We start from the raw sequence: 13,226 nt of genomic DNA, 5'->3' as shown, positions 1-13,226 counted from the left end.
CCTCCATGACGACCACTGCCTTCGTTCAGCCGACCACGCTGGTCGGCCGCCACGCCACGCTGGAACCGCTGTCCACCGCGCACGCGGCGGGCCTCGCGGAAGCCGTCGCCGATGGCGAGCTCTGGAAGCTCTGGTATACGGCCGTGCCCGCGCCCGACGCCATGGAGGGCGAGATCAGGCGCCGCCTGGCGCTGCAGGAGCAGGACCTGTGGCAGCCGTTCGCGGTTCGCTGCAACCACACGGGCGACGTCGTGGGCATGACCAACTTCATGAACATCGACGCGACCCATCGCCGCGTGGAAATCGGCTCCACGTGGTATGCGCGCCGCGTGCAGCGCGGTCCGCTGAACACCGAATGCAAGCTCATGCTGCTGGGCTACGCGTTCGACAAGCGCCACTGCATCGCCGTGGAATTCCGCACGCACTGGATGAACCACCAGAGCCGTGCCGCGATCGCGCGCCTGGGCGCCAAGCAGGATGGCGTGCTGCGCAGCCACCAGCGACTGCCCGACGGTTCGCTGCGGGATACCGTGGTGTTCTCGATCATCGCCAGCGAATGGCCGATGGTGCGGTCGCACCTGCAGTTCCAGCTGGCGCGTCCGCGCTGAGGACGTCCGCCGCGCTCCCCCGGAGGCCACGATGCTGATCGACTTCTTCTTCTCGCTGCGCCACGCCAAGCTGCCGGTTTCGGTCAAGGAGTACCTGACCATGCTGGAAGCGCTGCGCGCGCAGGTCATCTCGCCCTCGATCGACGAGTTCTACTACCTGTCGCGCATGACGCTGGTCAAGGACGAGAAGCACTTCGACAAGTTCGACCAGACGTTCGCGGCCTACTTCCAGGGGGTGGAGAACCTCGTCGACTGGAAGAGCGACATTCCGCTCGACTGGCTGCAAAAGACGCTCGAACGCGAACTCTCGCCCGAGGAGCGCGCGAAGGTCGAGGCCATGGGCGGGCTCGACAAGCTCATGGAGCGGCTCAAGCAGCTGCTCGAGGAGCAGAAGGAAAAGCACGAGGGCGGCAGCAAGTGGATCGGCACGGGCGGCACGTCGCCGTTCGGACATGGGGGATACAACCCCGAAGGCATTCGCATCGGCGGGCCGTCCAAGGGCAATCGCACGGCGATCAAGATATGGGAAGCGCGCGCGTACAAGGACTACGACGACTCGGTCGAGCTTGGCACGCGCAATATCAAGGTGGCATTGCGCCGGCTGCGGCGGTTCGCGCGCGAAGGCGCGGACACCGAGCTCGATCTCGACGACACGATCCACTCCACCGCGGCCAATGCGGGCCTGCTCGACATCAAGCTGCGGCCCGAGCGGCACAACAAGGTCAAGGTGCTGATGCTGATGGACGTCGGCGGCTCGATGGACGATCACATCAAGCGCGTGGAGGAACTGTTCTCCGCGACCAAGACCGAGTTCAAGCACCTCGAGTATTTCTACTTCCACAACTGCGTGTACGACCACGTGTGGAAGAACAACCGGCGCCGCCATGCGGAAAAGATCTCCACGTGGGATCTGATCCACAAGTACACGGCCGACTACAAGGTGATCTTCGTCGGCGACGCGACGATGAGCCCTTACGAGATCCTGCAGCCCGGGGGCTCGGTCGAATACAACAATCCCGAGGCGGGCGCGGTCTGGCTCAACCGGCTGATCGAGCAGTTTCCGCATTTCGTATGGCTCAATCCGGAGCCGGAAGGCCTCTGGCAGTACCGGCAGTCGATCACCGTGATCAGCCAGATCATGAAGTCTCGCATGTATCCGGTGACGATCGCGGGGCTCGAGCAGGCGATGCGGGTACTGACGAAATAACGGCGAAGCGGTCAGCTTTCCATGAGCCACGCGCGGAAAATCTGCAGCGCTGGCATATGGGCCTTCTGTTCGGGATAGCAAAGGTAGTACCCCTTCTTTGCCAGCACGTGCGCGGGGTGCGCAATCACGAGCGCGCCCGTCGACAGTTCCTCCTCGATCAGGCAGCGCGGAATCAACGCGATGCCGAGGCCCGAAACCGCGGCCTGCGTGAGCAGCGAGAACTGATCGAAGCGCGCGCCGCTCCATGCCTGCCGCGTGGACACGCCGAGTTCGGACAGCCAGTCGGGCCATGCCTCGGGCACCGTCGTATGGTGCAGCAGCGGGTAACGGAGCAACGTCTCGGGCGCGTCCGCGATGCCATCGCGCTCTCCACCCATCAGACCCGGGCGACATACGGGCACGACCTCGCGCCCCGTGATGTAGTCGGCGAGGCTGCCCGGCCAGACGCCATCGCCGAAGCGGATCGCCGCATCGAGATCGGGCTCGGAGAAATCGTAGCCCTGTGCGTGCGGCACGAACTCGAGCGTGACTTCGGGGTGCCGCGTGAAGAATTGCGGCAGCCGCGGGATCAGCCACTTGGCGCCGAGCGTCGGCATGCTCGCGATATGGAGAATGCCGCCCCGCCCCTTGCGCGCGATCAGTTCGACGCTGGCGGCCTCGATCTCGTTGAGGCTCGGGCGGATACGTTCGAGATAGCGCTCCCCGGCGCTGGTCAGCAGCAGCCGCTGGCGCACGCGCTCGAACAGTTCGACGCCAAGGAATGCCTCCAGGCTCCGCACCTGCTTGCTGACGGCGCCCTGCGTGACATGGAGTTCCCGCGCGGCAAGCGTGAAGCTGTTATGCCGGGCGGCAGCCTCGAACGCCTGCAGCTCCGTCATCGACGGGCATAAGCGTCGCATACGACTCCTCGGTTCAATACCAATTGGAATGACCCCGGGATTTTAAATCGTTTGCATGCCGCGTGCGAGGGACGCAAAATTGCACGCAAACACAGACATTTACGCACAGCCCGATAAACGACGGTCGGTCCCAACAGACGTCGATCCTCAATCCTCGCCAATTTCAAACGGAACCGTTCTCATGCAACGCCGTCCCCTGCTTCGCGCCTTCGCTGTTGCCGCCGCCGCCACCGCCGTTGGCGGTCTCGCCCTGCCCGCCTTCGCGCAAGGCTCGTACCCGACCAAGCCGATCTCGCTCGTCGTGCCGTTCCCGGCCGGTGGCACCACCGATATCGTCGCGCGCATCGTCGCCGACAAGCTCGGCCAGGAACTGGGCCAGGCCGTGGTCGTCGATAACCGCGGCGGCGCCGGCGGCAGCATCGGCACCGCGTACCTGTCCAAGGCCGCGCCCGACGGCTACACGCTGGGTATCGCCACGGCCTCCACGCATGGCATCAACCCGGCCGTGTACCCGAAGCTGTCGTACGACGCGACCAAGGACTTCACCACGATCACGAACCTGGCGTCGGTGCCGAACGTGATGAGCGTGAACCCGGCCGTCAAGGCCAACGACATGAAGGCGTTCATCGCGCTGGCCAAGTCCGAGCCGAACAAGATCGCCTACGGGTCCGCCGGCAATGGCAGCGTGTCGCACATGATGGGCGAGCTGTTCAAGATGAGCAGCAAGACCGAACTGCTGCACGTGCCGTACAAGGGCGTGGGCCCGGCGCTCAATGACGCGCTGGCCGGCCAGGTGCAGGTACTGTTCGACAACCTGCCGTCGTCGCTGCCGTTCATCAAGAGCGGCAAGCTGCGCGCCCTCGCCGTGGCATCGCCGAAGCGCGTCGCGGCACTGCCGGACGTGCCGACGTTCGCGGAACTGGGCCTCGGCGAAGTCAACGACTCCGCATGGTTCGGCCTGATCGCGCCGGCCAAGCTGCCCGCGGACATCCAGGCGAAGCTGAACGCCGCGGCCGTGAAGGTGCTGGCGCTGCCGGAAGTGAAGAAGAAGTTCGAGGAACTGGGCGCAACGCCGGTGGGCGACACGCCTGCCCACTTCGCCGCGCAGATCTCGAGCGAAGTGGCCAAGAACAAGCGCGTGGCCGCCGCTGCCAAGATCTCGCTCGACTGATCGCCTGACGGATTGCCTCATGACGGATACCGACCGATCGGCGCCCCAGGCACCGTATCAGCTGCATATGCCCGCGGGCGACTGCGGTGCGCTGTTCCTGGACTCGCCGCATAGCTGCACGCAGTACCCCGCCGATTTCGGCTACGACGCGGGCCTCCCGCTGCCGCTGCTGCGGCAGGCCGAGGACACGTTCGTGGACGAGCTCTACGCCGGCGCCCCGGCGCGCGGCATTCCGCTGCTGTGCGCGGGCTTCCCGCGCAGCTACCTCGATGCCAACCGCGGCCTCGAGGAGATCGACGAGAAACTGCTGGACGCGGCATGGCCCGACGCGAAGCAGGAAACCTCGAAGACGCGGCTCGGCAAGGGACTGGTCTGGCGCGTGCTCGACACCGGCGAGCCGCTCTATGCGCGCAAGCTGTCGGTCGCCGAAGTGCAGGCTCGCATCCGCGACTACTACGTGCCGTACTACGCGCAGCTGCAAAAGCTGTCGGATGCGGCGGTCGCCCGCCATGGCCACATGTTCCACATCAACTGCCACTCGATGCCGAGCCAGGCCGCGCAATACGCGACGGAACACCCCGGCATCGCGCATCCGGACTTCGTGGTCGGCGACCGCGACGGCACCACGTGCGACAAGCGGTTCACGGACCGCGTGGAAGGCCTGCTGAAGGACATGGGCTACGACGTGTGGCGCAACCACCCGTACAAGGGCGTGGAAATCGTGCGCGTGCTGGGCCGGCCGCAGGAAAACCGTCACAGCCTGCAACTCGAGGTCAATCGCAAGCTCTACATGGATGAAGCCGGACTGGCGCACAACGCGGGCTTCGGCACGCTGCGGCGCAATCTGGAAGCGTTGATGGACGACCTCGCGCGCTTCTCGCTCAAATCGTAGATAGCAATCGGTAAGCAGCAATCGGTAAGCAGCAGTCGGTAGCCGGCAACCGGGCCTCTCCCCGGCCCGCGAACCCCGTGCGGATGTCGACGCGATCGTGCAAACGAATCGTCTCGTCGACGCCTCACGGGGTTTTTTCTCTCTTGCGCGCGCCTCGCGCCGTCTGGTATCGGCGCACGGCATCACGGGCCTCTCCACGTGAGCGCCACCTTCGCATTGCCGCGAGATGCGCGTCGATACGCGACGATCGCACCCGCTATGCGTATCCGCCATGGGTACGCAAAAGGAAGGGTAACAACATTTACGAACTTTCCGGCGGCGGCATCCTCTATCATGGCAGTCCTTTGCCAATCCCTTTGCTGACGCCAGCAAACAGATTCCGTGATCCGAATGTTTACCCACCTGCTAGGCACCCGGCTCCGCATGCTGACTGCCGCGGTGGCCGGGGCAATCGTGGCGGCCGGATGCGCCACCACGCCGTCGGACCAGACCGATGCTTCCGCGACGCCCGCCCCGAGCGCCAGCGCCGCGCCCCGTCCCGCAGCGCCCGCCGCAACGCCCGCTTTGCCTTCCGCCGCCGCTGCCGGCGCCTCCGGGTCCGCCATGGCGCCGCCTTCCAACCGCCCCGGCTCGCCGCCGGCCTCCGGCGCCAAAACGCCGACCAAGACCGTGACCTTGCCCGACAAGGGACGCGTGAGCCTGGCCGAGTACCGCTCGCAGATGCGCGAGCAATTGATGAAGACCGACAACGCCGCGCCCGACGTGGCCGATTGCGCCGCGCATGCCAGCTGGGTCGTGCCACGGTCGCCGACGTTCGATGCCCTGAAGATTCCCACCGGCGCGCTCGCCGCGAACGCGGCCACGGTGGAAGCGTGGAATGGGCGGTTCTCGCCCGGCAAGCAGGCGGTACCCGTGACATCGGTCGTCACGTTCACCGCCAGCGCGCACAAGCGCCAGGGCGAGGCGCAATGGCAGCCCGTGAAGGTGCGGTGCGGTTACAGCGACGGGATGATGCTCGCGTACGAATTGCTCGACAGCAATGGCGATACGATCAGCGAACCGGCGGCCGCACCGGCCGTCGCGACGGGTTCGTCGAGCCGCGGCAAGGCCAAGAAAGGCAAGGCCACGGCCAAGTCCAGCCATGGCACGAGCGCCAGGTCGAGCACCAAATCGAGCGCGACGAAGTCGACGTCGTCCTCGAAGACAAGCACGAAGTCGACGGCGAAAAAGAAGCCGTGACGCCGTGGCCCGCGCCTTCGCGGCGGGGGCGCGATCCCGTCAGCCCAGATACTCGAGAATCGCCTGCAGCATCGAGGTGCCGAGCAGCGCGCTGCGCTGGCCGTTCCAGCCGACCGCGGCGTCCGGCAGGTCCGCGTTGTCCTTGAACGGCATCTCCAGCGTGAGCGCGAGGCAGCCGAACGTGTGGCCGATGTACTTCGAGGCGAGCTTGAGCGCATCCGCGTTGTACTTGCTCGCGGCGTAGCCGTACTTGTCCTGGAAGTCCGGCGTGGCGCGCTTGAACGCCTCGATAAAGCGGTTCTGCTGCTCGCGCTGGGCTTCGGTGAAGCCCGGCAGCATCTCGCTGCCCGCCACGAAGTTGTACGGCAGCGCCTCGTCGCCGTGGATATCGAAGAACATATCGACGCCCGTCGCCTCGATCGCGCGGCGCACGTGCCAGACCTCGGGACTCGTCTCGGCCGACGGCGCCATCCATTCGCGGTTCAGGTTCGCGCCCGCCGCGTTGGTGCGCAGGTTGCCGCGCGCGGACCCGTCGGGATTCATGTTCGGCACGATATGGAACACCGCGCGGTCCAGCAGGCGGCGCGCGACCGGATCGCCGAGCCACATGCCCGTGCCCGTCAGGCGCTGCAGCACGCCCTCGCAGAACCATTCGGCCATGCTCTCGCCCGGATGCTGGCGCGCGATCATCCAGATGGTCTTCTTGCCCGGCCCCGGCTGGCCCACGGTCACGCACGTGAGGTCGCGGCCATCGACGGTGCTGCCCAGATGCGTCAGCCGCGCGAGCGGCGAGCGCTGACACGTGGCCAGCAGCGACAGGTGGCGCTCCTCCGAATACGGCTCGAAGTACGCGAACCACACGCTGTCGTGTTCGGGCGTGAACTGCGTGGTCAGCGTGGTGCCGTCGTATTGCGTCGGCACGCGGAACCAGTTCGCACGGTCGTACGAGGCCACCACGCGGTAATCGCGCCAGCCATCGGGATACGTGCACTCGCCCGCGTTCAGGAAGCGCAGCGTGCAGGCCTGGCCGCCCGCGCCCTGCAGGCGGAAGTGGAACCACTGGCGGAAGTCCGCGTGCGAGTCGGCGCGGATGCGCAGGCGGATATCGTTGGCACCACCGGCGTCCGCGCGGGCGATCGATTCGACCTCGATCGCGCCCGAATCGAAGGACGAGGAGATATACAGCGGGGATTGCAGGGAAGTCGTCATCGGTGCGGTTTCCTTCTTCAGTCTTCCAGCCGGCGGCGGAACACCCAGCGGTCGTCGCTCGAGGCGGCCTTGTCGAAGGCATAGCCGTCCTCGGCGAAGCGGCGCAGCCTGGCGGGCTCGGTGACGCGATGCGTGACCGCATAGCGCGCCATGGTGCCGCGCGCGCGCTTGGCATGGAACGAGATGATCTTGTAGCGGCCGCCCTTCCAGTCCTCGAACACGGGCGTGATCACGCGCGCGTTGAGCACCTTGGGACGTACCACCTTGAAGTATTCCTCGGAAGCGAGGTTGATCAGCGTGGCCGGGCCCTCATGCTTGAGGTCCGACATGTCCTTGTTCAGCAGCCTGGTGACATCGTCGCCCCAGAACGCATACAGGTCCTTGCCGGCGGCGTTGTCGAGGCGCGTGCCCATCTCCAGCCGGTACGGCTGCATCCAGTCCATCGGGCGCAGCAGGCCGTACAGGCCGGACAGGATGCGCAGGTGCTTCTGCGCGAAGGCGAGGTCGTCGGTGGTCAGCGACTTCGCGTCGAGGCCGTCGTACACGTCGCCGTTGAACGCGAGCACGGCCTGCTTGCTGTTGGCGGCCGTGAACTCGGCGGACCAGTCCGCATAGCGCGTGACATTGAGCACCGCGAGCTTGTCCGAGATGTCCATCAGCGCGGACACGTCCTGCGGCGCCAGACGGCGCAGGCGCTCGATCAGCGTGGCCGAGCGGTCGATAAAGCGCGGCATCGTATGGGTCTTGATGGGCGCGGGCGTCTCGTAGTCAAGGGACTTGGCGGGAGACAGGACGATGAGCATGGCAAAATCGCGGGCAGAAACAAAGACCCGATTGTAGCGAATGCCCACCGAACCCATCGCCGACGCGTCGGCGACCCCCATCCCGGCCGAATTTGCGACCGAATTTGCGTCCGTATCTCCCGCCGCGCCGCGCGTCGTCCTCGACTCCAATATCTGGATCGATCTGCTCGTGTTCCGCGACCCGTACGTGGCGCCGATCCGCGCCGCGCTGGAGGCCGGAACCATTGCGCCGGTGATCCGCGCCGACTGCCGGGAAGAGTTGCGGCGCGTGCTCGAGTACCCGCAATTCGCGCGGTTCGCGGTGGACAACGCGGCCGCGCTGGCCGAAGTCGATCGGTACACGACGCTCGCGCCGACGCCCGACGACGCCGAGATTGCCGCGGCACGGCTCGCGCGCTGCCGCGACACGGACGACCAGAAATTCGTCGAACTCGCCCATTTTTCGCGCGCGGCGGTGCTGGTGTCGAAGGACAAGGCCGTGCTCAAGCTCAGGAGCCGCCTGCGCCGCTCGAGCGGGGTGGAGATCCTGCAGCCGGCCGCCTTCGGCCCGTGGCTCGCCGCATGGCAGGCCGCCGCCGCCGAACCCCGCTAAAATGTCGGGCACATCGCTACCCTTCCCACATCGCTCCATGGACTCTTCGCTCGCCCCGCGCATGTCACCGCGCATGTCCCCCCTCACCCCGCCGCTGTCGCGCCTGCCGAAGGTCGGCACCACGATCTTCACCGTGATGTCGGCGCTTGCCGCCGAGAAGAACGCGGTCAACCTGGGCCAGGGCTTTCCCGATTTCGATTGCGACCCGCGCATCGTCGATGCGGTGACGGGCGCCATGCGCGCGGGCCACAACCAGTACCCGCCGATGGCCGGCGTGCCGAAGCTGCGCGAGGCGATCGCGAACAAGATCGCGGCGCTGTACGGGCATACGTACGACATGAACAGCGAGATCACGATCACGGCGGGCGCCACGCAGGCGCTGCTGACGTCGATCCTCTGCGCGGTGCATCCGGGCGACGAGGTGATCGTGCTGGAGCCCTGCTACGACAGCTACATTCCCGCGATCGAGCTGGCGGGCGGCACCGTGGTGCCCGTGGCGCTGGAAGCGCCGCTGTTCCGCATTCCGTTCGACAAGCTGGCCGCCGCCATCACGCCGCGCACGCGCATGATCCTTATCAACACGCCGCACAACCCCACGGGGACGATCTGGCGCGAGGAGGACATGAACCAGCTGGCCGACCTGCTCGCCGGCACCGATATCCTCGTGCTGTCGGACGAGGTCTACGAGCATATGGTCTATGACGGCCAGCGCCACGAATCGGTGTCGCGGCATCCCGAACTCGCGCGCCGCAGCTTCGTGGTGTCGAGCTTCGGCAAGACCTATCACGTGACCGGCTGGAAGGTCGGCTTCGTGGCCGCGCCGGCCGCGCTGACCGCGGAGTTCCGCAAGGTGCACCAGTTCAACGTGTTCACGGTGAATACGCCCGTGCAGCATGGGCTGGCCGATTACATGGCCGACCCGAAGCCCTATCTCGAACTGGCCGCGTTCTATCAGGCCAAGCGCGATTTCTTCCGCACGGGGCTCGCGACGACGCGCTTCAAGCTGCTGCCGTCGGATGGGACGTATTTCCAGTGCGTGGACTACTCGGCCATCTCCGACATGAGCGAGGCCGATTTCTCGATGTGGCTCACGCGCGAGATCGGCGTGGCCGCGATTCCGGTGTCCGCGTTCTACTCGCAGACGCGCGAGTCGGGGGTGGTGCGGTTCTGCTTCGCGAAGAAGGAAGAGACGCTGGCGCTGGCGCTGGAGCGTCTCGCCCGGATCTGAGCGCTGCGCGCGACGCGTGCTCCGCCCGCCGCGGGCGGCGCCCTCTCCCCCGCCCCCTCTCCCCAAGGGAGAGGGGAGAAAACAATAGGTTCTCTTACCCCCTCTCCCCCGGCCCCTCTCCCCCAAGGGGGAGCGGGGAGAAAACCATGGGCTCGCTATCTCGCGTCAGGCGTAGCGAGCCATCATCGCTTCGGCATTGACCTTCCGGTCCTCCATGACCTTCCGCACCGTGGGCCGCTCGCCCATGCGCTTCAGGTAGTCCTTCACCGGCAGATCCGCGAGCATGTCGCGGCCGTAGATGATCTTCGTCGCCGAGGAGACCAGCGGCAGATGGCAGACCGCCGCGCAGTCGGCCAGCGTGAACGTGTCGCCCGCGATATACGGCGAGAACTTCGCCAGCGCCGCAAACCCCGGCACGTAGCGCTCGAGCAACTTCAGCTGCCGCGCCTTCACGTTGTCGCTGACCTTCCCGCCAAAGAACGCCTCCGGATACAGCTCGCGCACCGTGAGCTCCAGATAGAGCTCCATGAACGTCACGAGCTCGCGGACCTTGCAGGCCTGGTACGGGTCCGACGGCAGCAGCGCATGCTGCGGATACGTGGCCTCGATGTACTCCGCGAGCGTCTCCGATTCGCACAGCGGTCCCGCATCGGTCATCATGTAGGGCACCTTGCCGACCGGCGAGGCCGCGGTGTCGGTCTCGCCGATCCATGCAAGCTCTTCCTCGAACGGCAAATTCTTTTCCAGCAACACCAGCTTCACCTTGTTGTAATAGTTGCTGGCGGCGAATCCGCATAGCTTCAGCATGTCTCTCTCTCCTGGTGGCAATCGCTGCGCTCTATCCGGCGCGGCTTGACGGCGAATGGCCGATCAGCGCACGCCACGTAGCGAACTACGGGCGGTCGCCGAGTGCAAAAAACGTACGATCGTGCTAATTTAACCACACCTTTCTGGACGAATCATGAGCAACTTCTCGATCGAAACACTCGGTATCGTGGGCACCGGCGCCATGGGGCGCGGCATTGCACAGATCGCCGCGCAGGCCGGCCTGACCGTCAACCTGTTCGACACGAATCCGCAGGCCGTCGCCGCGGCGCGTCAATACCTGCAGGACACGTTCGCCCGGCTCGCCGATAAAGGCAAGATCAGTGCCACCGACGCGGAAGCGTTCCTCGCCCGCGTGAAGCCGTGCAACGCGCTCGAGGACCTCGCACCGTGCGACATGGTGCTCGAGGCCATCGTGGAGAAGCTCGACGTCAAGCGCGACCTCATCGCGAAGCTCGAGGCGATCGTACGTCCGGAAGCGATCATCGCATCGAACACCTCGTCGCTGTCAATTACCGCGATCGCCGTGGGCGCCAAACACCCCGGCCGCGTCACGGGCTATCACTTCTTCAATCCGGTACCGCTGATGAAGGTGGTCGAGGTAATCGACGGCCTGTCCGGCGACCCCGCCGTGGGCGACGCGCTGATGGCGCTGTCGCGCCGCATGGGCCACACGCCGGTGCGCTGCAAGGATATGCCGGGCTTTATCGTGAACCACGCGGGCCGCGGCATGAACATCGAGGGCCTCAAGGTCGCGCAGGAAGGCGTGGCCTCGTTCGCCGATATCGACAATATCATGCGCGAGCAGGCCGGCTTCCGCATGGGCCCCTTCGAGCTCATGGACCTGACCGGGCTCGATGTGTCGCACCCCGTGATGGAGTCGATCTACAACCAGTTCTACCAGGAACCGCGCTACCGTCCGTCGCCGATCACGGCGCTGCGTTCGGTCGGCGGCCTGCTCGGCCGCAAGTCGGGTGGCGGTTTCTATGCCTACGTCGATGGCCAGAAGCAGGTGCCGGCCGCCGCGCCCGCGCCGGCCGCGCGTCCCGCGAGCGTGTGGGTGAGCCGCGCGAACGAGCGTGGCCATGCAATGACCGTCAAGCTGCTGACCGCGCTCGGCATCGCGCCGGAAGCCGGTAACGCGCCGTCCGCCGATGCGCTGATCGTGGTGACCCCGCTGGGCCTCGACGCGACCTCGGCCGCGCTGATGGAAGGCCTCGATGCCACGCGTACCGTTGCCATCGACACGCTGCTGCCGTTCGAGGCCACCAAGCGCCGCACGCTGATGACCACGCCGGCCACGACGGCCGCCGCGCGCGATGCCGCGCACGGCCTGTTCGCCAGCGACGGCGTGCCCGTGACCGTGATTCGCGACTCCGCCGGTTTCGTGGCCCAGCGCATCGTCGGCACGATCGTGAATATCGCGAGCGATATCGCGCAGCAGCGCATCGCCACGCCGACCGACATCGACCTCGCGGTGAACCTCGGCCTCGGTTATCCGAAGGGTCCGCTGGCGCTCGGCGATGCGATCGGCGCCGACGTGATCGTCGAAGTGCTGCGCAATCTCGACCGGCTGACCGGCGACATGCGTTACCGCCCGAGTCCATGGCTGTGGCGCCGCGCGGGCCTCGGCCTGTCGCTGCTGACCGACGAAGCCTGATCGCGGGCGCCCCGACGAGACACGGGGCGCCCTTTTTGTTTTTGCCCTCCAAGAGGCTGCCATGACCGCCCAACTGCTTTCCGAACGCGTCGACGGGACGCTGATCCTCACCATCTCGAACCCCGAGGCGCGCAATGCGCTGCACCCGGACATCTATGCCGCTTCCCACGAAGCGCTCGAGGTGGCCGCGCGCGATGACGCGATCCGCGCCGTGATCTTTACCGGTGCCGACGGCGTGTTCTGCGCGGGCGGCAACCTGAACCGCCTGCTCGGCAATCGCGCCAAGCCGCCCTCGGTGCAGGCGGAGAGCATCGAGACGCTGAACCACTGGATCGAGACGCTGCATGCGTTTCCCAAGCCCGTGATCGCCGCCGTGGAAGGCCCGGCGGCCGGGGCGGGCTTCTCGCTCGCGCTTGCCTGCGATTTCGTGGTGGCCGCGAGCGATGCCAAGTTCGTGATGGCGTACGTCAAGGTGGGCCTGACGCCCGACGGCGGCGGCTCCTACGAACTCGCGCGCATGCTGCCGCGCCAGCTCGCGAGCGAATTCATGATGGAGGGCAAACCCATCGACCCGGCCCGGCTTGCACAATTCGGTATCGTCAATCGCGTGGTGCCGCCGGGGCAGGCGCTGGTGGAGGCCCAGCGATTGGCCGAGGGGCTGGCGAAAGAATCGCCGAACGCGATCCGCGGCATCAAGGCGCTGATCAACCATGCGGGCGGCGCCACGCTGACCGAGCATCTGACCGCGGAGCGCGACAGCTTCGTCTCCGCGCTCCATCACGCGGATGCCGGCGAAGGCATCGGGGCGTTTCTCGAGAAGCGCAAGCCGAAGTATCGGTAACGCGTCATCGGAACGCACGCTCGCGGCAAATACAAAAGATCCACGGAGACAC

At 66.3% G+C, this 13,226-nt stretch carries 13 protein-coding genes; 9 read left to right on the top strand and 4 right to left on the bottom strand.

What is annotated here, in order from left to right:
• The first annotated feature begins 5 nt into the window (after positions 1-5).
• Entirely contained in the window at positions 6-608 is a 603-nt protein-coding gene (locus AAHB16_RS12115) for a GNAT family N-acetyltransferase (RefSeq protein WP_150372298.1), read from the top strand.
• A gap of 31 nt (positions 609-639) precedes the next feature.
• Positions 640-1,815: a vWA domain-containing protein gene (locus tag AAHB16_RS12110; protein WP_342050968.1), complete on the top strand. Its 1,176-nt coding sequence runs from the start codon at positions 640-642 to the stop codon at positions 1,813-1,815.
• Between the two features lie 11 nt (positions 1,816-1,826).
• Here the strand turns inward: AAHB16_RS12110 and AAHB16_RS12105 are convergent, their stop codons facing one another.
• Positions 1,827-2,714: a LysR family transcriptional regulator gene (locus AAHB16_RS12105; RefSeq protein ID WP_150372300.1), complete on the bottom strand. Its 888-nt coding sequence runs from the start codon at positions 2,712-2,714 to the stop codon at positions 1,827-1,829.
• 181 nt (positions 2,715-2,895) lie between these two features.
• Between AAHB16_RS12105 and AAHB16_RS12100 the strand changes: the two genes are divergently transcribed.
• The 3 genes from AAHB16_RS12100 (at position 2,896) to AAHB16_RS12090 (ending at position 6,016) form a co-directional block, all read left to right on the top strand.
• On the top strand, positions 2,896-3,885 hold the full coding sequence (locus AAHB16_RS12100; protein ID WP_150372301.1) for a Bug family tripartite tricarboxylate transporter substrate binding protein: 990 nt from the start codon (positions 2,896-2,898) through the stop codon (positions 3,883-3,885).
• 19 nt (positions 3,886-3,904) lie between these two features.
• Entirely contained in the window at positions 3,905-4,777 is an 873-nt protein-coding gene (locus AAHB16_RS12095; protein WP_150372302.1) for an N-formylglutamate amidohydrolase, read from the top strand.
• A gap of 381 nt (positions 4,778-5,158) precedes the next feature.
• Positions 5,159-6,016 (top strand): BspC domain-containing protein, encoded by an 858-nt coding sequence (locus tag AAHB16_RS12090; RefSeq protein ID WP_446718088.1) that lies wholly within the window; start codon positions 5,159-5,161, stop codon positions 6,014-6,016.
• Positions 6,017-6,055: 39 nt separating this feature from the next.
• Here the strand turns inward: AAHB16_RS12090 and AAHB16_RS12085 are convergent, their stop codons facing one another.
• Together AAHB16_RS12085 and yaaA are read right to left on the bottom strand one after the other, a co-directional pair.
• Entirely contained in the window at positions 6,056-7,225 is a 1,170-nt protein-coding gene (locus tag AAHB16_RS12085) for a M14 family metallopeptidase (protein ID WP_263364719.1), read from the bottom strand.
• A 17-nt stretch (positions 7,226-7,242) separates the two neighbouring features.
• A complete protein-coding gene (gene yaaA / locus AAHB16_RS12080; protein ID WP_150372303.1) occupies positions 7,243-8,028 on the bottom strand; it encodes a peroxide stress protein YaaA in 786 nt (261 codons plus the stop codon).
• A gap of 40 nt (positions 8,029-8,068) precedes the next feature.
• Here yaaA and AAHB16_RS12075 point away from each other — a divergent pair, with 40 nt between their 5' ends.
• Positions 8,069-8,620 (top strand): putative toxin-antitoxin system toxin component, PIN family, encoded by a 552-nt coding sequence (locus tag AAHB16_RS12075; protein ID WP_342050967.1) that lies wholly within the window; start codon positions 8,069-8,071, stop codon positions 8,618-8,620.
• 73 nt (positions 8,621-8,693) lie between these two features.
• Positions 8,694-9,848 carry a pyridoxal phosphate-dependent aminotransferase gene (locus AAHB16_RS12070; protein ID WP_223851290.1) on the top strand — a complete coding sequence of 385 codons (1,155 nt, stop codon included), beginning with the start codon at positions 8,694-8,696 and terminating at the stop codon, positions 9,846-9,848.
• A 165-nt stretch (positions 9,849-10,013) separates the two neighbouring features.
• On the opposite strand, the gene AAHB16_RS12065 is transcribed toward AAHB16_RS12070, so the two are convergent.
• Positions 10,014-10,655 (bottom strand): glutathione S-transferase, encoded by a 642-nt coding sequence (locus tag AAHB16_RS12065; RefSeq protein WP_150372306.1) that lies wholly within the window; start codon positions 10,653-10,655, stop codon positions 10,014-10,016.
• Between the two features lie 154 nt (positions 10,656-10,809).
• Here AAHB16_RS12065 and AAHB16_RS12060 point away from each other — a divergent pair, with 154 nt between their 5' ends.
• A complete protein-coding gene (locus tag AAHB16_RS12060; RefSeq protein ID WP_150372307.1) occupies positions 10,810-12,333 on the top strand; it encodes a 3-hydroxyacyl-CoA dehydrogenase in 1,524 nt (507 codons plus the stop codon).
• 61 nt (positions 12,334-12,394) lie between these two features.
• Entirely contained in the window at positions 12,395-13,174 is a 780-nt protein-coding gene (locus AAHB16_RS12055; RefSeq protein ID WP_150372308.1) for an oxepin-CoA hydrolase, alternative type, read from the top strand.
• Positions 13,175-13,226 lie beyond the last annotated feature (52 nt).

The organism is Cupriavidus sp. OTU4054, assembly GCF_038440175.1.
GTDB classification, from domain to species: domain Bacteria; phylum Pseudomonadota; class Gammaproteobacteria; order Burkholderiales; family Burkholderiaceae; genus Cupriavidus; species Cupriavidus pauculus_D.
The sequence above is the reverse complement of the archived record's forward strand: the minus strand, read 5'-3'. Positions and strand labels throughout refer to the sequence as shown.

Excerpts from the sequence above, each read along its gene's own strand:
- AAHB16_RS12060 (WP_150372307.1), top strand. The coding sequence starts at position 10,810 with ATGAGCAACTTCTCGATCGAAACACTCGGTATCGTGGGCACCGGCGCC.
- AAHB16_RS12065 (WP_150372306.1), bottom strand. The coding sequence starts at position 10,655 with ATGCTGAAGCTATGCGGATTCGCCGCCAGCAACTATTACAACAAGGTG.
- AAHB16_RS12055 (WP_150372308.1), top strand. The coding sequence starts at position 12,395 with ATGACCGCCCAACTGCTTTCCGAACGCGTCGACGGGACGCTGATCCTC.
- AAHB16_RS12075 (WP_342050967.1), top strand. The coding sequence starts at position 8,069 with ATGCCCACCGAACCCATCGCCGACGCGTCGGCGACCCCCATCCCGGCC.
- AAHB16_RS12070 (WP_223851290.1), top strand. The coding sequence starts at position 8,694 with ATGTCCCCCCTCACCCCGCCGCTGTCGCGCCTGCCGAAGGTCGGCACC.
- AAHB16_RS12100 (WP_150372301.1), top strand. The coding sequence starts at position 2,896 with ATGCAACGCCGTCCCCTGCTTCGCGCCTTCGCTGTTGCCGCCGCCGCC.
- AAHB16_RS12110 (WP_342050968.1), top strand. The coding sequence starts at position 640 with ATGCTGATCGACTTCTTCTTCTCGCTGCGCCACGCCAAGCTGCCGGTT.
- yaaA (WP_150372303.1), bottom strand. The coding sequence starts at position 8,028 with ATGCTCATCGTCCTGTCTCCCGCCAAGTCCCTTGACTACGAGACGCCC.
- AAHB16_RS12105 (WP_150372300.1), bottom strand. The coding sequence starts at position 2,714 with ATGCGACGCTTATGCCCGTCGATGACGGAGCTGCAGGCGTTCGAGGCT.
- AAHB16_RS12115 (WP_150372298.1), top strand. The coding sequence starts at position 6 with ATGACGACCACTGCCTTCGTTCAGCCGACCACGCTGGTCGGCCGCCAC.
- AAHB16_RS12095 (WP_150372302.1), top strand. The coding sequence starts at position 3,905 with ATGACGGATACCGACCGATCGGCGCCCCAGGCACCGTATCAGCTGCAT.
- AAHB16_RS12085 (WP_263364719.1), bottom strand. The coding sequence starts at position 7,225 with ATGACGACTTCCCTGCAATCCCCGCTGTATATCTCCTCGTCCTTCGAT.